Raw genomic sequence first — 23,933 nt, forward strand, 5'->3', positions numbered from 1 at the left:
CGCGGCGGGAGTGGCCGCGAGCCCCGGACCGGGGCACGGGCCGGGGCTCGCGCAGCACTCCCCTCTTCCGATATAACCCGCCAGCGGGGGAAGGACCTTGGGTGGCGGCGTCGTGATCGCGCGGATCACGGGCGGCTTGGAGCTCTCGGCGCGCGCGCTGGCGCTGCCGTGGCTGCTCGGCCTGCGCTGGGCCGGCGCCTTGCGCGGGCCGGCCGGCTCCGGCATGCCGCAGGTGCGGCGCTCGGCCGCCCTTGCACTCAAGGTGGCCGCCGACGAGGCCTTCCTCGCGACGGAGCTGGTCTCGGGCGGGCTCCTGCTGCGCGCCACGGACCGCCGGCGGCTGGCCGGCGAGATCGCCGCGGCGCACGAGCTCTTCGCGCGCCGCGGCTGGCTCGCCGAGCCGCGTGGCTACCACCGGGCGCCACCGCTCCTGCACAGCGTCGAGGAGGAGCCCCGGAGGCTCGGGCGGCTCGGCTACCGGCATGCCCGCTTCGAGAGCGGCTACGCGCCGCACCCGGACGAGCCCGGATCCGAGCGCTGGTCGCAATACCACGCGAACCGCAGCGCGCACGTCTGGCTGCTGCGGCACGACGAGGAGGCGCCCGCTCCGGGCGCGCCGGGGCCGGGTCGGAACGGGAAGGGGCGCCCCTGGGTGGTGTGCGTGCCCGGCTTCCGGATGGGCCATCCGCTCGTCGATCTCACCGCCTTCCACGCGCGCTGGCTGCACGAGGTGCTGGGCCTCGACGTCGCGATCTACGTGATGCCCTTCCACGGGCCCCGCCGCTGCGGCCGGCGCAGCGGCGACGGCTATCTCTCCGGCGATTTCGTCGACACGCTGCACGCCCAGGCCCAGGCCGTGTGGGACCTGCGGCGGCTGATCGGCTGGCTGCGCCGCGCGGGCGCCGGCCGCGTCGCCGTGCACGGCATCTCGCTCGGGGCCTACACGGCGGCACTGCTGGCGGCGCTCGAGCCGCGGCTCGACGCGATCGTGGCCGGCGTCCCGGCATCGTGCTTCGTCGGGCTCGCACGCTCGCACGTGCCGCCCGGGATCGCGGGCCTGCTCGCCCGCACCGGCTTCCCGCTCGAGCGCATCGAGGAGGTGCTGCGCGTCGTCTCGCCGCTGGCGATGCCGGTGCAGGTGCCCCGCGAGCGACGCTTCCTCTACGCCGGCACCGCCGATCGCCTCGCGCCGCCCGAGCAGGCCTGGAACCTCTGGCGCCACTGGGAGCGCCCGCACGTGACCTGGTACCAGGGCAGCCACATCTCCTTCCTCTTCGAGCCCGCCGTCCACGACCTCCTGCGCGAGGCCCTCGTCGGAGAAGGGGACGGCGACGGTCGCAGGACCGTCCCCCGCGATCAGGCGTGGATGGGAGGACGCTGGTGGCGCCAGGGGAGCGCCTCCTCGAGCTGAGCGGCGACGCGCAGCAGGAGATCCTCGCGGCCGGTCGCGGCCACCAGCATGGCGCCGACCGGGAGCCCGCTCTCGGTCAGGTGCGCCGGGAGCGAGATCGCGGGCTGGCCGGTCATGTTGATCGGGAAGGTGAAGGGGCCGAACGGAGCAGCGCGTAGGAACGGGCGCAACGGCTGGTCCGGCGTCTGCTCGAACTCGCCGATCCGCGGCGCCGGCTCGGCGGTGGTCGGGGTGAGGAGCAGGTCGAAGCCGCTGCCCCACCACGCCGCCATCCGCCGCCCGAAGCGGTGCACGAAGTCGATCTGCTCGAGGTAGGTCGCCACCGGCGTCGCGCGGCCGAGCTCGGCGATCGCCCAGGTCATCGGCTCGACGTCGCCGGGGCCGAGCGCGCGGCCGAGCTTCTCGCCGACGGCCTCGAGGGCACGGGCGACGTTGCAGGCGACCACCGTCACGTAGCCGCGCCCCACGGCCGGATCCGCGTAGGCCTCCGGGCTCGCCTCCTCGACCCGGTGGCCGAGCGCGTCGAGCGCGCGCGCCGTCGCGAGCGCGGCCTCGGCGCACGCCGGATCGACGACGACCCCCTCGCGCGGCGAGCCCGCGAGCAGGCCGATGCGCAGGCGGCCCGGGTCGGCCCCGACCTCCCGCACGTAGCGGCGCGCGGGCGGCGGCGCCGTGTAGGGATCGCCCGGCTCGGCACCCTGCGCGAGGTCGAGGAAGCCCGCGGTGTCCCGCACGGTCTTCGACACCACCAGCTCGCACGAGAACCCGCCCCAGCGCTCACCCGCGCCCGGCCCGAAGGAGCTGCGCCCGCGCGTCGGCTTGAGGCCGACGAGGCCCGTGTGTGCGGCCGGGATCCGGATCGAGCCCCCTCCGTCGCTCGCGTGCGCCATCGGCACCATCCCGGACGCGACCGCCGCCGAGGCGCCGCCGCTCGAGCCGCCCGAGCTGTGGCCCGGGTTCCAGGGGTTGCGCGTCGGCCCGTAGGCGAGCGGCTCGGTCGTGGGAAGCAGGCCGAGCTCGGGCGTGTTGGTGCGACCGAGCGAGATCAGGCCGGCGCGCGCCACGCGCTCGGCGAGGTGGCTCCCCTCGCGCTCGATCCAGCCGGCCTCCTTCAGGCACCCCATGCCCATGTGGCAGGGGGCGCCGGCCTCGGGGCCGCCGAGATCCTTCATCAGGAACGGGACGCCCGCGAAGGGCCGGTCGGCGAGGTCCGGCGCGGAGGCGAGCGCCTTCGCGGCGGCGCGCGCGCGCTCGAAGGCCGGCAGGATCACCGCGTTCAGCTGCGGATCGAGCTTCTCGATCCGCGCGATCGCCGCGTCCACGAGCTCGATCGGCGTCACCTCGCGCCGGCGCACCAGCTCCGCCATCCCCGTTGCGTCCGTTTCCATGGCTCCTCCGCGTCCGGAGCGGCGAAGCTAGCAGTCGGGCCGGCGCCGGCCCGCGCGGCGCGGAAGCCGGGGAGCCCAGGCCCTGCGGGCGGCGCTCGCGGAGCGGCGCGACGCGGCCCCCTTGCGGAACGCCGCTCGACCGGATGCTCGCGGGGGCGGAGCCAGGACACCGGGCTCCAGCAGACGTCCGCCGCCCGCTGCCAGGACCCCGGTGCGGACTCCCCGGTTACGCCGAGCGCTTGTAGGTGACCAGCGCGCGCGCCACGTGGGTGCCGTCGGCGCCGTGCACGTCGACCTCGGCGATCACGATCGAGCGCCCGCGCTGCACGATCCGGGCCGCGGCGAGCAGGTCCTGCGCGCGGCCCGCGTTCAGGTACGAGATCGAGAAGCCGATCGTGGTGCCGCGTGCGCCGGGGGCCAGCTCCGGCGTCGCCCAGCAGGCGCCCGTCGCGGCCACGTCCACCAGCGAGGCGATCGCGCCGCCGTGTACGAGGTCGCCGATCGTGACGTGGTCCGCTGTCCAGGGCAGCCGCATGCGCACCTGGTCGGGTGCGACCTGCTCGCAGGCGATCGCGAGCTTGCGCGCGTAGGGCGAGCCGGCGATCACGTCGCGGACGATCGTCTCGAAGGTCTCCATGGCGAATCCTTCCGGGGCGCGGCTAGCCGAGCGCGGTCAGGAGCCCGCGCATCAGCGTGTGGGCCTCGGCGAAGGGCGCGTCGGGAGCCAGGATCGCGCTCGCATCCTGCACCCAGCGTCCCGGCCCGAGCTCGTGCGCGCAGTGCTCGACCAGCGCCTTCGCCGACTCGGGCGTCGTCTCGAGGTGGAACTGGAGCCCGAGCACGCGCTCGCCGATCGCGAAGGCCTGCTCCGCGCAGGCCTCGCTCGCGGCCAGGCGCACGGCCCCGGGCGGCAGCGCGAAGGTCTCGCCGTGCCAGTGGAAGGCCGGGAAGCGTGCGGGCAGCGCGCGCCCGAGCGGGGAGCACTCGGCGCCCGGCGCGCGCGCGACCGGGAACCAGCCGATCTCGCGCTCCGGGTTGCGCGTCACCGCGGCGCCGAGCGAGGCGGCGACGAGCTGCGCGCCGAGGCACACGCCGAGCACGCGGCGCCCGCCCTCGACGGCAGCGCGCAGCAGGCGCTTCTCGGGCGCCAGCCAGGCGTAGTGGGCTTCGTCGTGCACGCTCATCGGGCCGCCCATCACGACGAGCCAGTCGAGCTCCGCCAGCGAAGGAAGGGGCTCGCCGGCGTCGAGGCGGGTGACCGCGACCTCGTGGCCCGCGGCGGACAGCGCGGGCGCGAGCGCTGCCGGACCCTCGAAGGCCACGTGTTGGAGGACGCGCACGCGCATTCAGAAGCTGTACGGCCGGCGCTGCGGGTCGTCCGCGCGTGCCCAGGCGTTGCGGAAGCCCTTCTCGGCCCAGCTCGCCTGCGCCTTCTTGCCCTGCTTCTCGAGGCTCTTCGCCAGCCCGTAGAGCGACCAGCCGTTGTTCGGGTGGCGGCGCAGGTCCTCGCGGAACACCGCCTCGGCCTCGCTCGCGCGACCCGCGTCGAGCAGGACGCCGCCCAGCACCTGGCGCAGCGGCACGTAGAAGGGGGGCGGCTCGGAGTAGGGCATCGCGTCCTGGAGCGCGATCCCCTCCTCGAGCGCCTCGACCGCCGCCGCGACGTCCTTCGCCGCCGCGGCGATCTCGCCGTCCAGGTGCTTCTGGGCGACGCCGAGCCGCTCGCCGGCCGTACCGCCCGCGGTGTCGTAGAGGAGCGCGCCGAGCTGGGGGTCGGCGGCGATCGCGGCGAGCGCGGCGCGCTCGCCGGCTGCGGCCGGGAGGTCGCGGGTGCGCGCGAAGGCGAGACCGCGGGCGTAGTGCCACAGCGCGGTCTGGAAGCGCCGCTCGGCCGGCGGCGGCGGCTCGCCGAGCACGAGATCCCACTCGCCGAAGCGCGCGAAGGTGAGCATGGGCGTGGCCAGGAAGTCCTCGAGGAAGGGGAAGCTCGCGAGCTGGTCGTCGCGGACCTGGGCGACCAGCCGGCGCGCCGCGGTGAGCGAGCCGTCGAAGTCCCCCGCTGCCATCTCCGAGGCCCACAGGAAGTGCAGGTTGTGGGTGTAGTAGAGGGCCGCATAGGCCTGCGGTGCGCGGCACCACGAGAACCACGCGACGTCGGCGGCGGCGGCGCGCTGGTTCACGTCGGAGGACTCGGCGTAGCGGCCGACCCGGAAGTAGATGTGGGCCGGCATGTGCACGAGATGGCCCGCCGCGGGCGCGAGCTGCCAGAGCCGGTCGGCCTCCGCCTCGGCCCGCTCCGGCTCGAAGCGCTCGTAGAGATGGATCCAGAAGTGCAGCGCCCCGACGTGGTTCGGGTCGCGCTCGAGCACCGAGGCCAGCGCCTCGGCCGCCTCCTCGGTGTGCTCGCGCGGAGAGCCGTCGTCCTCCCAGTAGTTCCAGGGCGAGAGATCCATCAGCGACTCGGCGAAGAGCGTGGCGACGTGCAGGTCGTCCGGCTGCGCCCGGCGCAGCGCGCGCATCGCGTCGGCAAAGGCGAGGTCGAGCGCCTTGCGCTCCGCGCCGGCCGACAGCTCGGGGTCCTCGCTGTAGCGGACCTGGATGGCCTCGATCCAGGCGCGCTCCTCGGGGCTCGCGTGCTTCGCGAGGCGCTTGGCCTGCCGCGCTGCCCGCCACGCCTCGGCGGCGCCCTGCGGCCCCATCGGCGCGTTGATGTTCGGGCCCGCGGCGTAGGCGACGCCCCACCAGCAGATCGCACACCGGGGATCGAGGCGCGCTGCCTCTCGGAACGAGTCGATCGCGGCCTCGTGGTTGAAGCCGTAGGTGAGCGCGAGACCCTGCTCGAAGTACTGCCGGGCGCCGGGGACCTCCGTCGAGATCGGCTGGCGCACGTCCCCCAGGCCTTCGAAGAGACGCGGCGGCTCGAGGGAGGCCCCGTCGCCAGGCCCCTGGCGGCACGAGCCCAGGCCCACGGCGAGGGCGGCCGAGAGCGCGAGCGCGGCGAGACGCGGCATGGGCGGTCCTCCGTCCGGGCACGCTACCGCCGCGGCCCCCCCTGTAAAGAGGCTCCGCGAGGGCATCGGCAGGGAAGCCGCCCGCCGGGGCTCGACCGGACACGCCCGCGCTCAGGCGCCGTAATTGAACTCCGTGCGCACGAGCCGCCGCCAGCGGCGCTGGCGATGCGCGAAGAACAGGCGCGCGAACGCGGCCACGAAGGGCGTGCGCCAGCCGGCCTCGATCTGCAGCCGGTCGCAGTAGTGCGTGCCGCCGTCGTCCGCCGGCGAGAGCTCGATGCGATGGTCCCAGACGGGGATCCGGACGCTCGTGCCCTGGTCGTGCACGAGCAGGCGCAGGCCGCGCTGCTCGACCGCACGGATCCCGATCCACTGGGTGCCGAGCGACACCCTGCCGAGCAGCCGGAGGCGCACGAGGTAGCGGCCGGGCTTCCACTCCTCGGGCAACGCGGGCGGGTCGACCGGCTCGAAGCGCAGCCAGGGCGCCGCGACGTACTCCATCAGGCGCGGGCTGCGCGCGTGCGCGATCGCGTCGGAGGGCGGGCACGCGAGATCGGTGCAGCGGGCGAAGCGCATGGGCCTCTCGGGAGCGGCAGGACGGCGGAGCCGGCCAGGAGGCCGGCGAGCATGCATCAGCGTCCGGCGTCCAGCCAGGGCCCCGCGTCGAAGGACAGCTGCCTGGGTGCCGCCGGCGGCAGCTCGATCCCCGGCTCCGACGCCACGAACAGGTACTCCGTGTTGCGCAGGCGGCCGGGCGTCCCGACCTTGCGCCCGGCGGGATCGTAGATCCCGATCTGGGCGCCGACGTAGCGCTTGTAGTCGTACGCCAGCACCGCCACGCGGCCGCGTGTCGCCAGCAGGGCCTCGAGCTCTGCGCGCGTCAGGAAGCCCTCGTCGTTGAACGACGCGATCAGCACGGGCGCGCGTACGGCCGCCACCAGCCGGGCGTAGGTCTCGCGGAAACGGCGCCGCGAGTTGAAGGGGCTGCGTCGCTCGCGGCAGTCGGTGCGCTTCATCGCCGTGCCGTAGACCGCCGGCGCGTCCCAGCGCACCAGCGTCTCCCAGACGTGGTAGTTGCCGAGGTAGGAGTGCTGGTTGTAGGGCGGATCGAGGTAGGCGACGTCGCCGTCGAGCGCGGCCGCCGCGTCGAGGGCGTCGAGGCCGTGGGCGGAGCCGGCCCCGGCGGCGGCCCGCGGCAGCAGCGCCGGAACCCGCAGCGAGAGCTCCTTGTGCGCGCGCGGCGCCCACTGCTTCAGGTACGCCATCTGTACGCCGGTGGTCGAGTCGACGCGGTCGGCAGCCTCCATGAGCGACACCAGCAGCACCGCCTCCAGCACCGGCGGCAGCGCCTTGCGCGCGATCGCCTCGCGGATCGCCTCGATGCGGGCGCCGTTGCGCGGCTGGAAGTAGCGGGCGCGCTCGCAGAAGGTCTCGGTGAACCAGCCCGCGCGGCCGGGCAGCGCGGAGAGCTCCGCCACCAGCCGCTCGGCGTCGCGCCCGTGGGCCTCGCGGTCGGCCTCGACGTAGCAGCGCGCGAGCGCGTGCGCGTAGGCCAGGTGGTCGTTCGCGCGCACCCGGTAGCCGGCGGCCTTGAGCGCGTGGCCCACCCGCGCCGTGCCCGAGAACAGGTCGACGACCGTGCGGGCGCCCGGCACCGCGGCGACCACGTCCAGGATCGCGGGCACCAGCGTGCGCTTCGAGCCCAGGTACTTGATCACGCGCGCCGCCCCGCCTCAGGCGCCATGGCCACGCGCCCAGGCGAGCGCCGCCTCGAGCCGGTCGTTGCCCCAGAAGAGCTCGGCGCCGACCACGAAGCTCGGCGCGCCGAACAGGCCGAGCGCCGCCGCCTGCTCGCCGCGCGCGCGCAGCTTCGCCTTGGCGGCGTCCGCGGACCCGGCCGCGAGCGCGCCCGCCGGCGCGCCCGCGCGCTCGAGGCACGCGGCCACCACCTCGGACTCGGCGATCTCGAGGTCGCGCGCGAAGCTCGCGTCGTAGACGGCGCGCACGAACGCGGGCAGCCAGGGCTCGTCCTCGAACCAGCAGGCGACGCGTGCCGCCCGCAGCCCGTTGCGGGGAAAGCGCGTGGGCCGCCGCAGCGGCAGCCCGAGCCCCGCACAGACCCGTTCGAGGTCCCGCCACATGTAGCGGCCCTTGGCGGGGTAGAGGTTGAAGGGAGAGTCGCTCCAGCCCTGCGCGGCGAAGATCGGGCCGAGCAGGAAGGCCTTCCAGCGCAGGGGGACGCGCAGCGCGCGGGCGCGCTCCTCGATCCGCATCGCCGCGGGGTACGAGTAGGTGCTCGCGAACTCGAACCAGAACTCGACCGGCCGCGGCGGCTCCGTCACAGCCGCTTCCACGAGGAGAGCACGCGCACGACCTCGCCGAAGCCGAGCCTGCGGCGCCACTCGCTGCGATCGGCCGCCGCGGCGCGGCGAATCGCCATCGGCGCCGGCACCATGCTCAGCCTCCCGGCGCCGGACCCGCGGTGCTCAGCTCGAGGTCGCGCAGCAGGCCGTCGCTCAGGTCGTAGATCCAGCCGTGCACGAACAGCTCCTGGCCGCGCGCCCACGCCGCCTCCACCAGCTTCGTGCGGCACACCGCGGCCACCTGGGCCGCCACGTTCCGCTCGCACAGCCGGCGCCAGCGGGCGTCCCGGTCCGGCAGCGCGTCGAGCTCCGCCTGGTGCGCGGCCCGCACGCCGCGCAGGTGCTCGATCCAGCCGTCGAGCGGCGGCTCGAGCCCGCTGCCGAAGGCGGCCAGCACCCCGCCGCACTCGTAGTGCCCACACACGATCACGTGCGAGACGCCCAGCACCTCCACCGCGTACTGGAGCACCGAGACCGCGTTCGCGTCCTTCGGGTCGAAGACGTTGCCGATGTTGCGGTGCACGAACAGCTCGCCCGGCTCGAGCCCGACGATCTGGTTGGCCGGCACCCGGCTGTCGGCGCAGCCGATCCAGAGATGGCGGGGCGTCTGGAGACCGCACAGGCGCTGGAAGTAGGCCGGATCCCGCGCGACCTGGTCCGCGGCCCAGGCACGGTTGCGGGCGAAGAGCTCCGGCAGGTAGCGCATCGCGGCCGAGCTTAGCCGAGGGCACCCGAGACCCGGGCCCGCGGGCGGCCCGCTGCGGCCCGAGCACGACCCGCGAGCGGGCCCCGGGCGTGGATCTCCGCGGGCAACACCGGTTCAGGACCGGCGAGCGGCGGCCGATCACGAAGCTCGCCGCCCTCTCGTGCGTCCGATCCCATCCAGGCTCCCCGGCCCCGGGGGTCTGGTCCCCGAACCCCGCGGGCCCTGGGTTATCCTCGACCGGCCATGATGTACCGTCCGTCCTCGCTCCCCCGACTCGTCCTCCTCCTGCTCCTCGCCTTCTCCGGACCTGCCTCCGCTGCGGGCTCGAGCGCAGCGGTCGTGCCCGGGGCCTCCGAGGGCGAGGCGGACGGCGCCCACAGCGCCCTCACCTGCGGCGATCTGTCGCGGCTGATGGCGACCTACCTCCAGAACCACGTGCTCTACCACTCGGTGAGCGACGAGCTGCGCGGGCGCGTGGCGGAATCCCATCTGCGGCTGCTCGACGCCTCACGCGCGCTGTTCCTCGACGCCGAGGCCGCCGAGCTGCGCGAGAAGACCCGCCAGCTCTTCCCGGCGCTCTCGCTCGACGACTGCTCGCTCCTCGATGCGATGCACCGGGCGAGCATCGAGCACTACCGCGAGATGGAACACTTCGTGCGCGGCTTCGTCTCCGACGAGGACTACGCGATCGACGCGCAGGCGGAGCTCCTGCTCGACCCCGAGAAGCGGGGCTTCCCGAAGACGCCCGCCGAGCGTGAGGCCCTGTACAAGAAGCTCGTGCACTTCCAGATGTCGAACTACGTGAGCAACGGCGAGTCGCTGCCGGAGGCGAAGCAGAAGCTGATCCATCGCTACGAGCTGATCACGAAGCGCGCCGAGGAGATGACCCCGGACGAGATCTACGCGCGCTTCCTCGGTGCCTTCGCGATCTCGCTCGATCCCCACTCCGCGTACCTCACGCCCGACAGCCTCGAGGACTTCCGCATCCACATGGGACTGTCGCTCGAGGGGATCGGCGCGGTGCTGTCCTCGCGCGACGGCTACACGGTGGTCGAGGAGGTGGTGCCGGGCGGCGCCGCCGACCTGTCGGGAACGCTCCGGCCGAAGGACAAGATCCTGGCGGTCGGCCAGGACGCGGGCGGCATGGTCGACGTGATCGACATGGACCTGCGCGACGTGGTTCGCATGATCCGCGGCAAGAAGGGCACCCACGTGCGGCTCGCCGTGCTGCGCCAGGGGTCCGACACCGAACGCTTCACGGTCAAGCTGACGCGCGACAAGATCAACCTCGAAGAGCAGGCGGCGAAGCTCGAGTTCCAGACCGTCGAACGCGACGGCCGCAAGCTCAAGCTGGCGGTGCTGGACCTGCCCTCCTTCTACGGCGACAAGGAGCCCGACGCGCGCCAGGCCACCGACGACGTGGCGCGCCTGCTCGACCTCGTGAAGCGCGAGAAGGTGGACGGCCTGGTGCTCGATCTGTCGCGCAACGGTGGCGGCCTGCTCGAGTACGCCGTGCGCATCAGCGGCTACTTCCTGAGGAGCGGCGGCGTCGTCGCGGTGGGCGACTCCGGCAAGCGCAACCAGGTGCTCGAGGATCCCGACGGCTCGATCCTCTACGCCGGCCCGCTGGTGGTGCTGACCTCGCGGGTCACCGCCTCGGCGGCCGAGATCCTGGCCGGCGCGGTCAAGGACTACCGGCGCGGCGTCGTGGTCGGGGACGACCACACCTTCGGCAAGGGCAGCGTGCAGACGGTGGCGCCGCTGCCGCCGGGGCTCGGCGCGCTCAAGCTGACGACCGCGATGTTCTTCCGGCCGGGCGGCGCCTCCACCCAGCAGAGCGGGGTGCGGGCCGACGTCGTGCTGCCCTCGTTGACGCAGGTCCCCGACCTCGGGGAGGAGTACCAGCCGTACTCGCTGCCCGCGCGCTCGATCGACTCCTTCGCCGCGGGCGGCGAAGCGGGCCTCAACAGCGCGGGCGGCTACGTGGCGGTGTCGGCCGAGACGCTCGAGCAGCTGCGCCGGCAGTCCGGGCAGCGCGTCGGCGCGAGCGAGCGCTTCGCCGAGGTCCGCGAGGAGATCGAGAAGCAGCGCGAGAACGAGGGCGTCGTGAAGGTGGCCGATCTCGTCGAGAAGGAGAAGGACGGCGAGGCGGCCTCGGCCGGCGACCCGGCGCCGCTCTCGCCCGAGGCGGCGATGCTCGCGCCGCCCGAGCCCGGCGAGGCGGCCGGCAAGGAGAAGGACGAGCCGACGCCCCAGCTCGAGGAGGCGCTCCAGATCCTGGCCGACCTCGTCGAGGCGAGCCCGCAGCTCGCGCTCAACTGAAGCCGCGCCGCCGGCGGGCGAGCCGGGCGTTGGTGTAGGCCGGGTCGTCGGTCACGTCGTGCCAGGCCCGCACCCACGGCGGCCGATGCGCCTCCATGAAGCGGCGGCGGGCCTCGACGTCGCGCAGGTCCGGCCCCTCCCCCTCCCGCAGCTCGAGCTCGACCAGGACGATCGCCTCCGGCCAGGTCAGGCAGTCCACCTCGAGCCGGCCCTCGCGGCGGCGGAGCTTCTCCACGCGCGGCAGCGGCAGGCGCAGCAGCGCGCGGGCCAGCCACCCGGGCACCCGCCACTGGAACTCGTGACGGCCTTCGGCGGCCGGCAGCTTCAGGTTGACGAGAGCGCCCGGCTCCTCCCCGACGCGCACGCGCGCCGTCAGCGGGCCGCGCAGCAGATAGGCCTGCGCGAGGCGGCGGCCGCCGGCGGGCGGATCGCCGTCGCTCACGCGGAAGCGGATCTCGCGCTCACGAGCCATCCGGCGCCCCCTACACGCCCCGGCTAAGCTCGCCCCGTGCGGCGCGTCTGCTTCTATCACGCCGGCTGCCCCGACGGCTTCGGAGCGGCCTGGGCGATCTGGAAGGCCTGGGGCGAGGCCGGAGAGTACCGCGCGCGCGGCCACGACGACGCCGTGCGCGCGACCGAGCTGGCCGGCGACCTGGTCGTCTTCGCCGACAACGCGCCCCCCAACGCGGCTCTGCGCCAGCTCGGCGAGCACGCCGGCCAGGTGGTCGTGCTCGACCACCACGTCTCGGCGCTCGAGCGCTTCGCGAGCGAGCCGGAGCTGGCCCGCGCCCTGGCCGCGCGCGGCCACCTGGTGCGCTTCGACCTCGAGCGCTCCGGCGCCATCCTCGCCTGGCAGCACTTCCACCCCGACCACGAGCCGCCGGCGCTGCTCGCGTACGTGCAGGACCAGGACCTGTGGCGCTGGGAGCTCCCGCACTCGGAGGCCGTGAACGCCGCGATCTACTCCTACCCGCGGCGCTTCGACGCCTGGGACGAGCTCTGCGCGATGCCGCTCGACCGGCTGGTGGCCGAAGGCAGCTCGATCGCGCGCGCCCAGCGCATCGAGGTCGAACGCTCGCTCCAGAACGCGCACCCGATCACGGTCGGCGGCCTGCGCCTCGAAGCCGTCAACGCGCTCTTCCACCGGGCCCTCATCGGGCACGAGCTGGCCGTGCGCGCCGTCCACGGCTCACCGGCCGGCGCCGTCTACCGGCTCACCGGCCGGCGCGTCGACTGCTCGCTCTACTCCACCGGCGACTTCGACGTGGCAAAGATCGCCGCCCGCTACGGCGGCGGCGGCCACCGCAACGCCGCCGGCTTCCACGTCCCGCTCGCCGACTGGCTCGAGCGCTTCGTCGCCTGACGCCCCCCGTTACGAGGGCTCGCAGCGCAGCGAGAGGGCATGGATGTCGGGGCCGAACATGTCGGCGAGGGCCTGGTAGACGAGCCGCTGCGCCGCGACCTGCGAGAGGCCGGCAAAGCGCGGCGAGACGACGTGCACCCGGAAGTGACCGGCCCCGGAGCGAGCGCCCTCGTGCCCCGCGTGCCGGTGGCTGTCGTCGATCACCTCGACGCGCAGCGCACCGACCCGCTCGCGCAGCAGCGCCTCGATCCGCCGCACGCGCTCCGCGTTCACCGCCGGCTCCGCCACGCTTCTCCCTTCACCCCGTCACGAACAACACGAAGCTAAAACGCCGGGCCGAAGGCCCGCGAACACCCAGCGGCTCAGCGGCAAACGCCGGGCCGAAGGCCCGCGAACACCCAGCGGCTCAGCGGCGAGCGCCGGCCCGAAGGCCCACGCCCCGCCCAGCGGCTCAGCGGCGAGCGCCGGGCCGAAGGCCCGGCCGCTCGTCCGCTGCAGCCGCCCCCACCCCGCCCGAAGCTCCACCCCCACCACCGACGCCCCTCCCCCCTCGATCAGTCTTTCGGCAACCCGAGGACGCGCTCCCCGATGATGTTCCTCTGGATGTTGGGCGTGCCGCCGCCGATCACGACCTCCGGCCAGTTGAGCGCGAAGCGCTGCCAGCGACCGCCCTCCACCTCCTTCTCGAGGTGTCCGGCGCTGCCCTGGATCTCGAGTGCGAGGTCGCCCATCTCCACCTCGAGCGCGGCGCGATGGAGCTTGTTGATCGAGGTCTCCGCGCCGAGCGGCTCGCCCTTGAGCTGCTTGGTGAGGAAGCGCAGCCCGTTCATGCGCATCGCCTCGATGCGCGTCTCGCAGCGCGCGATGCGCCGCCGCACGCCGTCGTCCTCGAGCGCGGGCCGGCCGTTCTTCACCGCCCGGCGCGCCAGCTCCACGAGCTCGTCGAGCTTGCGCAGCAGGCCCTCGACCTCGGCGATCGACGAGCGCTCGTGCGCCAGGGCCGAGACCGTCACCTTCCAGCCCTGCCCCTCCTCGCCGAGCCGGTTGCCGACCGGCACGCGCACGTCGTCGAAGAACACCTCGGCGAACATCGCACCACCCGACATGTTGCGGATCGGCCGGACGGTGATGCCGGGCGTGTCCATCTCGACGAGCAGGCAGGTGATGCCGTCGTGCTTGTGTTCGACGCCCGGAGGACCGGTGCGCACGAGCAGGATGATCCACTTCGACCACATCGCGATCGAGGTCCAGATCTTCTGCCCGTTCACCACGTAGTGCTCGCCGTCCCGGACCCCGCGGCACTGGAGCGACGCGAGGTCGGAGCCCGAGCCCGGCTCCGAGTAGCCGGTGCACCACTGGACCTTGCCGTCGAGGATGTCGGGGACGAAGCGCTGCTTCTGCGCCTCGGTGCCGTACTGGATGATCGCGGGGCCCACCCAGGCCAGGCCCATGAAGCAGGTGCCGAGCGGCGGGGCCTTCCGCTTCGCCATCTCCTCCTTGAGGATCACCTGCTGCATGATCGAGCCGCCGCCGCCGCCCACCTCGCGCGGCCACGAGAAGCCGACCCAGCGCTTCTCGCGAACCCGGCGGTGCCACTCGGCGAGAAAGGCCGGGTCCATCGTGTGGGTGCCCGGCGGGAGCATCTCGTCGAGGAAGGCCCGCACCTCGGCCCGGAAGGTCTCCTCCTCGGGGGTGAGCTGGAAGTCCATCTCAGCGCGCCTCCGTGCGCAGCCGCGCGACGCGGTCGTAGTGGTGGTCGGGGTCGCCGAACGCGGCGCGCGCCCACTTCGAGCGCTTGAGATAGAGCTGGATGTCGTACTCCCAGGTGTAGCCGACCCCGCCGTGGAGCTGGACCCCGTCGATCCCGATCCGTGCGAAGGCTTCCCCGGCGTAGGCCTTCGCCATCGAGACGAAGCGCGGCGCCTCCGGGTCGCCCTGATCGAGACACCAGGCGGCGTAGTAGAGCAGCGACTTGAAGCTCTCGACGTCGACGTACATCTCGGCGAGTGGGTGCTTGACGCCCTGGAAGCGCCCGATCGGGGAGCCGAACTGCACGCGTTCGCGCGCGTAGTCGACGGTGAGGCGCAGCGCCCCCTCGGCGGCGCCGATCGTCTCGGCGGTCACGACGGCCGCCGCCTGGTCGAGCAGGCGGGCGAGCGCCGGGCCGGCCGCGCCGGGCGCGCCGAGCAGGGCGTCGCCCGCGACGCGCACGCCCTCGCAGCGCAGGCGCGCGACGCGGCGGGTCCCGTCGATGCTCGGCGTCGTCTCGGCGGTGAGCCCGGGCGTGCCGCGCTCGACGACGCCGAGCGCGATCTCGCCGTCGCCGGAGCCGGTGCGGAAGGCCACCACCAGGAGATCTGCGGTGGCGCCGTCGAGGACCTGGAGCTTCTCGCCCGTGATCCGCCAGTCGCCGCCTTCGCGGCGCCCCGCGAGCCGCACGCCGCCCGGGTCCAGGCGGTCCCCGGCCTCCACGACGGCGATCGTGCCGATCGCGGAGCCCTCGGCGAGCCCCGGCAGCCAGCGCGCCCGCTGCGCCTCGCTGCCGGCGTCGCGGATCGCCGCCGCCGCCAGGGTGGTGGCCAGGAGCGGCGAGGGGAAGAGCGTGCGCCCGGTCTCCTCGAGCACGACGACGAGGTCGACCAACCCGAGCCCGGCCCCGCCGTGGGCCTCCGGGATCGTGAGCCCGAGCCAGCCGAGGGCGCCGATCTGCTTCCAGAGCGCACGCGAGAAGCCCTCCGGCGTCTCGGCGAGCTTGCGCACCGCCTCCATCGGGGCGTTCGCGTCGAGGAACTTCCGCACCTCCTGGCGCAGCAGCTCCTGCTCCTCGGTGAAGCCGAAGTTCATGGGCTCTCCGCTCCAAGCATCCGCCCGACCGAGTGGTCCGGCGCGGCCGAACCTAGCCTATACTGCCGCGCCGTTCGACTCGAGAGTCAACCCGAGGAGGCGACGATGGCCCGGCCCGAGGAAGCGACCGAGTCCCGGGAGAACGCGGAGTTCCGCCGCCAGGTCCGCGCCTGGATCCAGGCGAACCAGCCCGCCCACCCCGGCTTCAAGCTGCCCCAGACCTTCCTCGAGGTGGAGTCGGAGCGCCAGTTCGACTTCCTGCGCGAGTGGCAGCGCAAGGTCTACGACGCCGGCTACCTCGGGCTCGACTGGCCTGCGGAGTACGGCGGCCACTCCGATCCCCACAAGCGCCAGCGGATCGTCTCGCAGGAGCTGAACCGGGCGGGCGCCCCGTTCCTCGTGAACGTGATCGGCCTGCAGTGGGCCGGGCCGACGATCCTCGCCTACGGCAGCGAGGAGCAGAAGCGCAAGTACCTGAAGAACATCCTGAGCTGCGAGGACGTCTGGTGCCAGGGCTTCAGCGAGCCCGGCGCGGGCTCGGACCTGGCGGGCCTGCAGGCCAGCGCGACGCGCGAAGGCGAGGGCTGGGTGGTGACCGGGCACAAGGTCTGGACCACGCTCGCGCACTTCGCGAAGTGGATGATCCTGCTCGCCCGAACGGACCCGACGGCCCACAAGTACGCCGGCATCTCCTACTTCCTCTTCCCGATGGACGCCCCCGGCGTGACCGTCCAGCCGCTCGTCAAGATGACCGGCGAGGGCGGCTTCAACCAGGTGATCTTCGACCGCGCGCCGATGCCCGCCGATGCGCTGCTCGGCCAGCTCGGCCAGGGCTGGCAGATCGCCATGACGACGCTCACCTTCGAGCGCGGCGCCGCCGAGGGCACCGGGGGCGGGTCCGCAACCTCGACGGCGGAGTCCGTGCGCGCCGTCGCCGCGCTCGCGAAGCGCATGCGCCGCGACGGCAGCCCCGCCGCCGCCGACCCGGTGATCCGCGACCGCCTGGCCCAGCTCTGGATCGAGGAGGAGGCGCTGCGCCTGACGGCCCAGCGCGCGCGTGTAGCCGGCCTCAACATGGACGACCGTCCGCTCGCGACCCGGCTCATGAACAAGCTCGTGTTCTCGGAGCTCGGCCAGCGCCTGACCGAGCTCGCCTGCGAGGTGCTGGGCCCCGACGCTGTCCTCTGGCTCGGCGACCCGAGCGCACCCGACAAGGCCGAGTGGCCGCGCGCCTACCTGAACTCCTTCGGCGTCACGATCGGGGGCGGCACCAGCGAGGTGCAGCGCAACATCATCGGGGAGCGCGTGCTCGGCCTCCCGAAGACCAAGTGAGGAGCGTGCCGTGACCCTGCGCCTCGAGGTTCCGACCGACTTCGGCTTCACGGAGGAGCACGCGCTGCTGCGCGCCGAGGCGCGCCGCTTCCTCGCCGAGCGGCTCCCGATCGCGGAGCTGCGCCGGCAGGTCGACGCCGGGGTGCGGCTCGACCGCGGCCTCTGGAAGGAGATCGCGGGCCTGGGCTGGGTCGGCCTCGTGCTGCCCGAGCGCTTCGGGGGTGCCGGGCTCGGGTGGCTGCACCTCGGGATCCTGATGGAGGAGATGGGCCGCCGGCTCGTGCCCGGGCCCTTCCTCGGCTCGCTGCTCGCGGGCATCGCGATCGAGCGGGGCGCCGGCGACGCGCAGCGCGAGCGCTGGCTGCCCGCGATCGCCAGCGGCGAGACGATCGCGTCGCTGGCGCTCGTCGAGCCCGGCGGCGCCTTCGAGGGCGCGGCGATCACGGCCAGCGCCGATCCCGCCGACGGCGGCTTCGTGCTGCGCGGCCGCAAGACCCACGTGGTGGGTGGTGCCGACGCTGGGATCGTCGTCGCCGCCTTTCGGGAGCCTTCGGGCCGGATCTCGCTCTTCGCGGTGGACCTGCCCGCGCCCGGCGTCGCGATCGAGGACGAGGTGTCGATCGACCCGACGCGCCCGACCGCACGGATCGCCTTCGACGGGGTCCGCGTCGGGGCCGGCGCGCGGCTCGACGGCGACGGCTCGCGCGCCCTCGCCGAGACCCTGACGCGGGGCTCGGCCGCGCTGGCGGCCGAGCAGGTGGGCGGGGCCGAGGCCGTGCTCCAGCTCACCCGCCAGTACGCGATCGACCGCAAGCAGTTCGACCGCCCGATCGGCTTCTTCCAGGCCGTGAAGCACCCGATCGTGGACATGATGTGCGGCATCGAGCTCGCGCGGAGCCTCGCCTGCGGGGCGGCCGCGGGCCTGGACGCGGACACGCCCGCGGCCCCCGTGCACGCGCGGATGGCGAAGGCGCTCGCGAGCGACGTCTACGCCCAGGCGGTGCGCAAGGGCGTGCAGCTCCACGGCGGCTACGGCTTCACCTGGGACTGCGACGTCCATCTCTACTTCCGGCGGGCGCTCTGGAGCCGTCCGATGCTCGGCGACGCGATCCACCACCGGAAGGGGCTCGCCAGCGCGCTCGGCGGGGAGGCCTGAGGCGGCCCGATCCCCCGGAGGCGGGCTTTCGGAGCTGTCATCCGGGAGGCCGAATCGGGTCCGGGCAGGCCTCGTCGAAGAGCGCCGAGCGCCGGCATTGCGCGGTGGCGCCGTCAGGGGGCGGTGCGCCGGCCGCGCCAGCCGTGCGCCAGGAGACGCAGCATGTTGCGCCTGGCCCATCCCACCGCGCGGGCCGCGACGGCCGGCCTGCTCGGCCTGCTGATCGCGGCGCCGCCACCTGCCGGGGCGGAGGACGACGACGCGGACGAACGCTCGCGGGCCCACGTCACGCGCCGCTCCGACGACCGGCACGAGGGGCGACGGAGCGACGACCACGAGCGGCGCCGGAGCGAGCGCAACGAGCACCGGCGCGACGACGGCCGCCACCACCACGGACGCGAGCAGGCCCGCCACGGAGGAGGGCAGACGCACCCGCGCGGGAGCGATCGTCACGCGAACGGCCGCCGGCACGAGCCGGGGCCGCAGGTAGGGCACCGCGAGCGCCGCGACCGGCGTGATCACCACGAGGACCGTGACCACGCGGTGCACCGCAGCCGCTCTTCGGACTGGCGCGAGTACTCGGGTCGGCGCGAGCGCTCCGAGTGGCGCGACGACCACCGCGCGTGGCGATGGGACGACGAGCGGCACGAGCACCGGGATCGGGAGTGGGACCACGCCCGCTACACGGCTCTCCACGGCCAGCGCTGGCACTGGCACGGGAGCCGCTGGTGCCCGCCGGGCCACCGGGTTCCGCCCGGACGCCACCTCGGCTGGTACGCGGCGCACGACGACTGGCGCTGGGCCCGCTATCGCCGGCCCCTGATCGTCCACAGCGGCTACTACTGCGCGCCCTGCGGGTCCTGGTACGACGACCGCTACGGCTTCGACCGCCACGTGTACGGCTACCATGGCCTCGCGCGGCGCTCGTTCGCCGACGCGGTGGCGCAGGTCGTCTGGGGGCTCGTGTACTTCGGGCTCTGAGGGACGGGGAAAGACGACGGGGGATCGGGTGTGCGCCCGATCCCCCGTTCCTCGTTCCGCGTCCTCCTAGGCGGTCGTCACCGGGATGTGACGGACCCGCGCGTGCTCGGCCTTGGGCAGGGTGATCGCCAGGACGCCGTTGCGGAAGCTGGCCGAGGCCTTGTCCGCCGCCACGTCGTCCGGGAGCTGGATCGAGCGCCGGAAGCTGCCGGAGGCCCGCTCGCTCCAGCGCCAGCCCTTGCGCTCCTCCTCGCGCTCGACCCGCTTCTCGCCCGTGAGCGTGAGCGCGTTGCCGTGCACCTCGAGCTGGAAGTCCTTCTCCTCGAGGCCCGGGAGCTCCGCCGTCACCAGGTACTCGCCCTCGCGCTCGACCACGTCGATGCGCGGCGCGAACCCGGCCGGCACCGGCGGCGCGGCGGCACCGAGACCGCGCCACAGGCCCTCGACCGCGCGGTCGAAGGACCCGAGGGGGTCGGCAGTGTCCAGGTGGACGGGATAGCCGCGGAAGATGGTGGGGAATGCCATGTTCGTGTCTCCTCTCGCTCCGCCGCCGCCGGTCCGCCCGCAGGTCGCTGGGATTGGGACCGGTTCGGCGATGGCAAAGAGCTAGACACGAACCCGGGCGCGTCAAGCCGCGCAGGAACACCGATCGAGGTCGATCCCCGTGGGATCAGAGGGTCAGGACGGCGTAGATCCCGGCCAGGCTGCCGACGGCGGCCACCGCGTAGAGGAGCGAGCCGATCAGGCCGTCCGGCCCGTGGCCGAGCCAGTCGCCGAAGAGCGAGCGCAGGTGATGCGCACCCTTCCAGAGCGGCAAGGCGATGATCGCAAGCAGCACCAGGCGTCCGAGCAGGCTCGAGCCGAGCGCATGGGCGCGCTCGTAGGACAGGGCCCCTTCGGGCAGCAGGCCGAGCGGGGCGCCAAGGCCGACCGCGAGCACGTAGGCCGGCAGCAGGAGCGTGCCCACCATGATGCCGGCGCCGAAGAGCAGCCAGATCACCGGCTCGAGGCGCAGGAGCAGGGTCTTCACGGCCAGAGCCCTCCGAGGATGGCCAGGAGCACGACCGTGACGCCGGCCCAGGCCGCGTAGAGGCCCGCGTGGATCAGCGGGCGCGGGGGCGGCTTGGCCGGGCCGATCCGGGCCGGCTGCGCCTTCGGGAAGAGCCGGAAGAAGCGCACCCCCACGCCGAGCGCCGAGACCAGGACGAGCAGGTGGAAGGCCACGTAGAGGGGGCTCGCGAAGTCCTCCATCAGCCCCGCCCAGGCCTCGGGGCTGCGCAGTGCGAAGGCCACGCGCAGGGCGAGCAGCCCGACCAGCAGGTACGGCAGGCCCGTGGCGTCGAAGAGCAGGTAGCGGAGCATCCGCGGGCGGCGCCAGAAGTCGTCCGGGAGCTGGGGCGCAGCCGTGCGGGTGGCGCCGGGGCGCCGGGAGGTCATCGCCTGCGGGTGGGATGCACGCGCCATCTAGCGCTTCCTCTCGACCACGAGCCCGCTCGCCCAGTCCACCACCGCCAGGAGCTTGGCCTGGTTGATCGCGGCCGCGGGGTCGACGTTCTTGGGGCAGACCTCGGAACATTCGTTGGCGTAGGAGCACTCGAAGACACTCCCCTCGCCGCGGAACACCTCGTTGCGCTCGGCCTGGCCCTGGTCGCGCGAGTCCAGGTTGTAGCGGTGGCCGAGCGCGATCGCGGCCGGCCCCAGGAAGTGGGGCTCGGTCGCCACCACCGGGCAGGCCGCGTAGCAGAGCATGCAGTTGATGCACATGCTGTACTGCTTGTAGGCCGCGAGCTCCTCGGGCGTCTGGCTGTAGGTGCCCTGCTCGGCCGCCTTCTCCTTCGCGACGATCATCCAGGGCTTCACGGACTGGAGCTTGTCGAGGAAGCCCTCCATGTCGATCACCAGGTCGCGGACGATCGGGAAGCTCGCGAGCGGCGCCACCTCGACGACGTCGCCGTAGCCCGCGAGCGACGTCTTGCAGGTGAGCTTCGGCTCCCCGTTCACGTTCATCCCGCAGCTCCCGCACACCGCCATCCGGCACGACCAGCGGTGCGAGAGCGTGGGGTCCACCTCGTCCTTGATGTGGTTCAGTGCGTCGAGCACCTTCCAGTCCGGCCGGCAGTCGACGTCGTAGGTCTGGGTCCTCGGCGCTTCGTCCTGGTCGGGATCGAAGCGCGTCACGACGAAGGTCCGCTTGCGCATCTCGCCGCTGTGGGCCGCCATCAGTACTTGCGCTCCTCGGGCTGGAAGCGGGTGATCGTCACGGGCTTGCGGTCGAGCCGCGGGGCCCCGTCGGTACGGAACGCCATCGTGTGGTAGAGGAACTCCTGGTCGTTGCGGTGCGGGAAGTCCCGGCAGGCGTGGGCGCCGCGCGACTCCTTGCGGTGCGCCGCCGACACGGCCACCGCCTCGGCCACCTCGAGCATGTTCTCGAGCTCGAGCGCCGCGACGAGCTCGGTGTTGAAGACCCGGCTGCGGTCCTCGAGTCCGACGTCGGGGAAGCGGCTCTTGACGCGCCCCATCTCCGCGGCCGTGGCCTCCATCGCCTCCTGGTTGCGGTAGACGCCGCAGCCGCGCTCCATCGTGGCCTGCATCTCGCCGCGCAGGGACGCGATGCGCTCGCTCCCGCGCCGGCCGCGCAGCGCGTCCACGCGCGCGCCCTCGGCCTCGACCGCGGCGCGCAGCCGCGCTTCGTTGCCATCGGAGGTGGCGCGCCCGTGGGCGACGGCCTCGATCCCCGCCCGCGCGCCGAACACGAGGCACTCCGTCAGCGAGTTCGAGCCGAGGCGGTTGGCGCCGTTGATCGACACGCAGGCGGCCTCGCCCGCGGCGTAGAGCCCGGGCAGCGCGGTCGCGCCGCGCCCGTCGGTGTCGATGCCGCCCATCATGTAGTGCACGACGGGGCGGATCGGGATCGGCTCGTGGACGGGGTCGACGCCCGCGTAGGTCTTCGCGAGCTCCCGCACGAAGGGCAGCTTGGCCATGATCTTGGCCTCGCCGAGGTGGCGCAGGTCGAGGTGGACGTACTCGCCGTAGGGGCCCTTGATGCCGCGGCCCGCTTCCATCTCCAGGATCTCGGCGCGCGAGATCATGTCGCGCGGGCCGAGCTCGGCCTTGTTGCCGACGCCGTAGTCGCGCGTCACCAGGAAGCGTTCGCCGTCGGCGTTCAGCACGTAGCCGCCCTCGCCGCGCGAAGCCTCGGTGATCAGGATGCCGGTGCCCGGCAGGCCGGTCGGGTGGTACTGGACGAACTCCATGTCCTTGAGCGCGATCCCGGCCCGATAGGCCAGCGCCATGCCGTCGCCGGTCTTGATGTTCCCGTTGGTGGTGAAGGGGAAGCACTTGCCGGCCCCACCGGTCGCGAGCACCACGGCACGGCCCTGGAAGAGGCGCATCGCGCCACTACGGATGTCGAGTGCGGCGACGCCGCGCACCGCCCCGTCGTCGACCAGGAGCTTGGTCACGAAGTGCTCGTCGTAGCGCACGATGCGCTCGAAGCGCAGCGAGTGCTGGAAGAGCGTGTGCAGCATGTGGAAGCCGACCTTGTCGGCGGCGAACCAGGTGCGCGGGACCGCCATCCCGCCGAAGGGGCGCGTGGCGACCGAGCCGTCGTCGTTGCGGCTCCACGGGCAGCCCCAGTGTTCGAGGCGGGTCAGCTCGAGCGGCGCCTGCTCGACGAAGTAGTCGACGGCGTCCTGGTCGCCGAGGAAGTCCGAACCCTTCACCGTGTCGTAGGCGTGCTTGTCGAGGCTGTCGTCCTTGCCCTCGACGTAGGCCGCGGCGCCGCCCTCGGCCGACACGGTGTGGCTCCGCATCGGGTAGACCTTCGAGATCAGCGCGACGCTGATCTTCGGGTCGGCCTCCACCGCGGCGATGGCGGCGCGCAGGCCCGCCCCGCCTCCGCCGACGATCAGCACGTCGTGCCGGAACACCTCCACCACTCGTCGGGGCCTCCAGGTGGGAGATCTCGGGGGCAGGGATAACGGATCCGCCCGCCCCTGAAAAGGATCCGGCTCAGGTGCTGCTTCCGGCCGGCTCCTGCTGCGTCACGCAGTGGACCGCGCCGAAGCCGGATACGAGCTCGACGGACGGGATGCCCACCACCTCGCGTCCGGGCAGGAGCTCGCGCAGGATCGCGAGCGCACGCGCGTCGGAGGCGCTGCCGAAGACGGGCACCAGCGCGACGCCGTTCGCGAGGTAGAAGTTCGCGTGGCTCGCGGGGCTGCGCTGGCCGGCGGCCGCGAGGCACGGCGGCATCGGCAGCTCGACGACCGTGAGCGCCGCGCCGCGCGCGTCGCGCATCGCGCGCAGGCGGCGCAGGTTGTCGGCGAGCGGCGCGTGGTTCGCGTCGGCGGGGTCGTCGCAGGCGGCGGCCACCACGACCCCCGGCGCGACGAAGCGCGCGACGTCGTCCACGTGCCCGTCGGTGTCGTCGCCCTCGATGCCGTCGCCGAGCCAGAGCACGCGGCGCGCGCCGAGGAAGTCCGCGAGCAGGCGCTCCATGCGCTCGCGCGTACGCCCCGCCCCGCGGTTCGGGTGCAGCAGGCAGGCCTCGGTCGTGAGCACGCTCCCCTGCCCGTCGCCGTCGACGGCGCCGCCCTCGAGCACCGTCTCGCTCGCGAAGCGCGGCAGCCCGAGCACCTTCTCGACGTGACGCGGGACGGCGTCGTCGAGCTCCCAGCCGGGGTACTTGCGGCCCCAGTTGTCGAAGCGGAAGTCGCAGAGCGCCCGCTCGGCGCCGCGCACCACGAAGATCGGGCCGTGGTCGCGGCACCAGGCGTCGGTGGTGGGCCAGCGGTGGAAGCGGACGTTGCGGTCGGGATCCCAGCCGGCCGCGCGGATCGCGGCGCGCGCGGTCTCCTCGAGCGCCTCGTCGCCGGCGCCGATCTCGACGGCCTCGCGGGGCGCCAGCGCTGCCACCATCGCGCCGAAGCTCGCGTGCACGGCCGCAAGGCCCTCGGGCCAGGTCTCGCGGTTGTGGGGCCACGAGAGCCAGGTGGCGCGGTGCGGCTCCCACTCGGCGGGCCAGCGATAGCCCTGGGCGGCGGGGCTCTCCACG

24 protein-coding genes are annotated in these 23,933 nt (G+C 73.8%); 6 read left to right on the forward strand and 18 right to left on the reverse strand.

The window, feature by feature from the left end; translation table 11 throughout:
- The first annotated feature begins 97 nt into the window (after positions 1–97).
- Entirely contained in the window at positions 98–1,411 is a 1,314-nt protein-coding gene (locus tag OZ948_17450) for an alpha/beta hydrolase (GenBank protein MEB2346514.1), read from the forward strand.
- On the opposite strand, the gene OZ948_17455 is transcribed toward OZ948_17450, so the two are convergent.
- The 8 genes from OZ948_17455 to OZ948_17490 form a co-directional block, all read right to left on the reverse strand.
- The gene (locus OZ948_17455; GenBank protein MEB2346515.1) at positions 1,357–2,799 is read right to left on the reverse strand and encodes an amidase family protein; all 1,443 of its coding nucleotides are present in this window, start codon (positions 2,797–2,799) and stop codon (positions 1,357–1,359) included. The two genes, OZ948_17450 and OZ948_17455, sit on opposite strands and share 55 nt — an antisense overlap.
- A 226-nt stretch (positions 2,800–3,025) precedes the next feature.
- Positions 3,026–3,436 carry a PaaI family thioesterase gene (locus OZ948_17460; protein MEB2346516.1) on the reverse strand — a complete coding sequence of 137 codons (411 nt, stop codon included), beginning with the start codon at positions 3,434–3,436 and terminating at the stop codon, positions 3,026–3,028.
- Between the two features lie 22 nt (positions 3,437–3,458).
- Complete coding sequence (locus OZ948_17465) at positions 3,459–4,145, reverse strand: type 1 glutamine amidotransferase (protein MEB2346517.1); 687 nt, start codon at positions 4,143–4,145, stop codon at positions 3,459–3,461.
- A complete protein-coding gene (locus OZ948_17470; protein ID MEB2346518.1) occupies positions 4,146–5,810 on the reverse strand; it encodes a hypothetical protein in 1,665 nt (554 codons plus the stop codon).
- Between the two features lie 111 nt (positions 5,811–5,921).
- The gene (locus OZ948_17475) at positions 5,922–6,386 is read right to left on the reverse strand and encodes a hypothetical protein (protein ID MEB2346519.1); all 465 of its coding nucleotides are present in this window, start codon (positions 6,384–6,386) and stop codon (positions 5,922–5,924) included.
- 56 nt (positions 6,387–6,442) lie between these two features.
- Positions 6,443–7,528 carry a DNA adenine methylase gene (locus tag OZ948_17480; protein MEB2346520.1) on the reverse strand — a complete coding sequence of 362 codons (1,086 nt, stop codon included), beginning with the start codon at positions 7,526–7,528 and terminating at the stop codon, positions 6,443–6,445.
- A gap of 15 nt (positions 7,529–7,543) precedes the next feature.
- Positions 7,544–8,152, reverse strand: a complete 609-nt coding sequence (locus tag OZ948_17485) for a 2-hydroxychromene-2-carboxylate isomerase (GenBank protein MEB2346521.1) — start codon at positions 8,150–8,152, stop codon at positions 7,544–7,546.
- A 115-nt stretch (positions 8,153–8,267) separates the two neighbouring features.
- The gene (locus OZ948_17490; GenBank protein MEB2346522.1) at positions 8,268–8,879 is read right to left on the reverse strand and encodes a carbonic anhydrase; all 612 of its coding nucleotides are present in this window, start codon (positions 8,877–8,879) and stop codon (positions 8,268–8,270) included.
- A gap of 243 nt (positions 8,880–9,122) precedes the next feature.
- Here OZ948_17490 and OZ948_17495 point away from each other — a divergent pair, with 243 nt between their 5' ends.
- Positions 9,123–11,201, forward strand: coding sequence for a S41 family peptidase (locus tag OZ948_17495; GenBank protein ID MEB2346523.1), 2,079 nt, complete (start codon positions 9,123–9,125; stop codon positions 11,199–11,201).
- On the opposite strand, the gene OZ948_17500 is transcribed toward OZ948_17495, so the two are convergent.
- Positions 11,194–11,673 (reverse strand): hypothetical protein, encoded by a 480-nt coding sequence (locus tag OZ948_17500; GenBank protein MEB2346524.1) that lies wholly within the window; start codon positions 11,671–11,673, stop codon positions 11,194–11,196. The two genes, OZ948_17495 and OZ948_17500, sit on opposite strands and share 8 nt — an antisense overlap.
- Before the next feature lie 36 nt (positions 11,674–11,709).
- Here OZ948_17500 and OZ948_17505 point away from each other — a divergent pair, with 36 nt between their 5' ends.
- On the forward strand, positions 11,710–12,564 hold the full coding sequence (locus OZ948_17505) for a hypothetical protein (protein ID MEB2346525.1): 855 nt from the start codon (positions 11,710–11,712) through the stop codon (positions 12,562–12,564).
- 9 nt (positions 12,565–12,573) lie between these two features.
- On the opposite strand, the gene OZ948_17510 is transcribed toward OZ948_17505, so the two are convergent.
- From OZ948_17510 to OZ948_17520, 3 genes are all read right to left on the reverse strand, one after another.
- Positions 12,574–12,837, reverse strand: a complete 264-nt coding sequence (locus OZ948_17510) for a BolA family transcriptional regulator (protein ID MEB2346526.1) — start codon at positions 12,835–12,837, stop codon at positions 12,574–12,576.
- Positions 12,838–13,118: 281 nt separating this feature from the next.
- Complete coding sequence (locus OZ948_17515; GenBank protein MEB2346527.1) at positions 13,119–14,273, reverse strand: acyl-CoA dehydrogenase family protein; 1,155 nt, start codon at positions 14,271–14,273, stop codon at positions 13,119–13,121.
- A 1-nt stretch (position 14,274) separates the two neighbouring features.
- Complete coding sequence (locus OZ948_17520; GenBank protein ID MEB2346528.1) at positions 14,275–15,408, reverse strand: acyl-CoA/acyl-ACP dehydrogenase; 1,134 nt, start codon at positions 15,406–15,408, stop codon at positions 14,275–14,277.
- 105 nt (positions 15,409–15,513) lie between these two features.
- Here OZ948_17520 and OZ948_17525 point away from each other — a divergent pair, with 105 nt between their 5' ends.
- The 3 genes from OZ948_17525 (at position 15,514) to OZ948_17535 (ending at position 18,877) form a co-directional block, all read left to right on the forward strand.
- A complete protein-coding gene (locus OZ948_17525) occupies positions 15,514–16,740 on the forward strand; it encodes an acyl-CoA dehydrogenase family protein (protein ID MEB2346529.1) in 1,227 nt (408 codons plus the stop codon).
- 10 nt (positions 16,741–16,750) lie between these two features.
- Positions 16,751–17,896 (forward strand): acyl-CoA/acyl-ACP dehydrogenase, encoded by a 1,146-nt coding sequence (locus OZ948_17530; protein MEB2346530.1) that lies wholly within the window; start codon positions 16,751–16,753, stop codon positions 17,894–17,896.
- A 162-nt stretch (positions 17,897–18,058) separates the two neighbouring features.
- On the forward strand, positions 18,059–18,877 hold the full coding sequence (locus OZ948_17535; GenBank protein MEB2346531.1) for a hypothetical protein: 819 nt from the start codon (positions 18,059–18,061) through the stop codon (positions 18,875–18,877).
- A 66-nt stretch (positions 18,878–18,943) separates the two neighbouring features.
- On the opposite strand, the gene OZ948_17540 is transcribed toward OZ948_17535, so the two are convergent.
- The 6 genes from OZ948_17540 to OZ948_17565 form a co-directional block, all read right to left on the reverse strand.
- Positions 18,944–19,402: an Hsp20/alpha crystallin family protein gene (locus OZ948_17540; protein ID MEB2346532.1), complete on the reverse strand. Its 459-nt coding sequence runs from the start codon at positions 19,400–19,402 to the stop codon at positions 18,944–18,946.
- Positions 19,403–19,547: 145 nt separating this feature from the next.
- On the reverse strand, positions 19,548–19,907 hold the full coding sequence (locus tag OZ948_17545; protein ID MEB2346533.1) for a fumarate reductase subunit D: 360 nt from the start codon (positions 19,905–19,907) through the stop codon (positions 19,548–19,550).
- On the reverse strand, positions 19,904–20,341 hold the full coding sequence (locus OZ948_17550) for a hypothetical protein (protein ID MEB2346534.1): 438 nt from the start codon (positions 20,339–20,341) through the stop codon (positions 19,904–19,906). The genes OZ948_17545 and OZ948_17550 overlap by 4 nt, the downstream gene beginning before the upstream one ends.
- A complete protein-coding gene (sdhB, locus tag OZ948_17555; GenBank protein ID MEB2346535.1) occupies positions 20,342–21,097 on the reverse strand; it encodes a succinate dehydrogenase iron-sulfur subunit in 756 nt (251 codons plus the stop codon). It abuts the gene before it with no gap.
- Positions 21,097–22,812, reverse strand: a complete 1,716-nt coding sequence (locus OZ948_17560) for an FAD-binding protein (protein ID MEB2346536.1) — start codon at positions 22,810–22,812, stop codon at positions 21,097–21,099. The genes sdhB and OZ948_17560 overlap by 1 nt, the downstream gene beginning before the upstream one ends.
- A 76-nt stretch (positions 22,813–22,888) precedes the next feature.
- Positions 22,889–23,932: an agmatine deiminase family protein gene (locus OZ948_17565; GenBank protein ID MEB2346537.1), complete on the reverse strand. Its 1,044-nt coding sequence runs from the start codon at positions 23,930–23,932 to the stop codon at positions 22,889–22,891.
- Position 23,933 lies beyond the last annotated feature (1 nt).

The sequence above is a fragment of the Deltaproteobacteria bacterium genome (assembly GCA_035063765.1).
Lineage (GTDB): Bacteria > Myxococcota_A > UBA9160 > UBA9160 > PR03 > CAADGG01.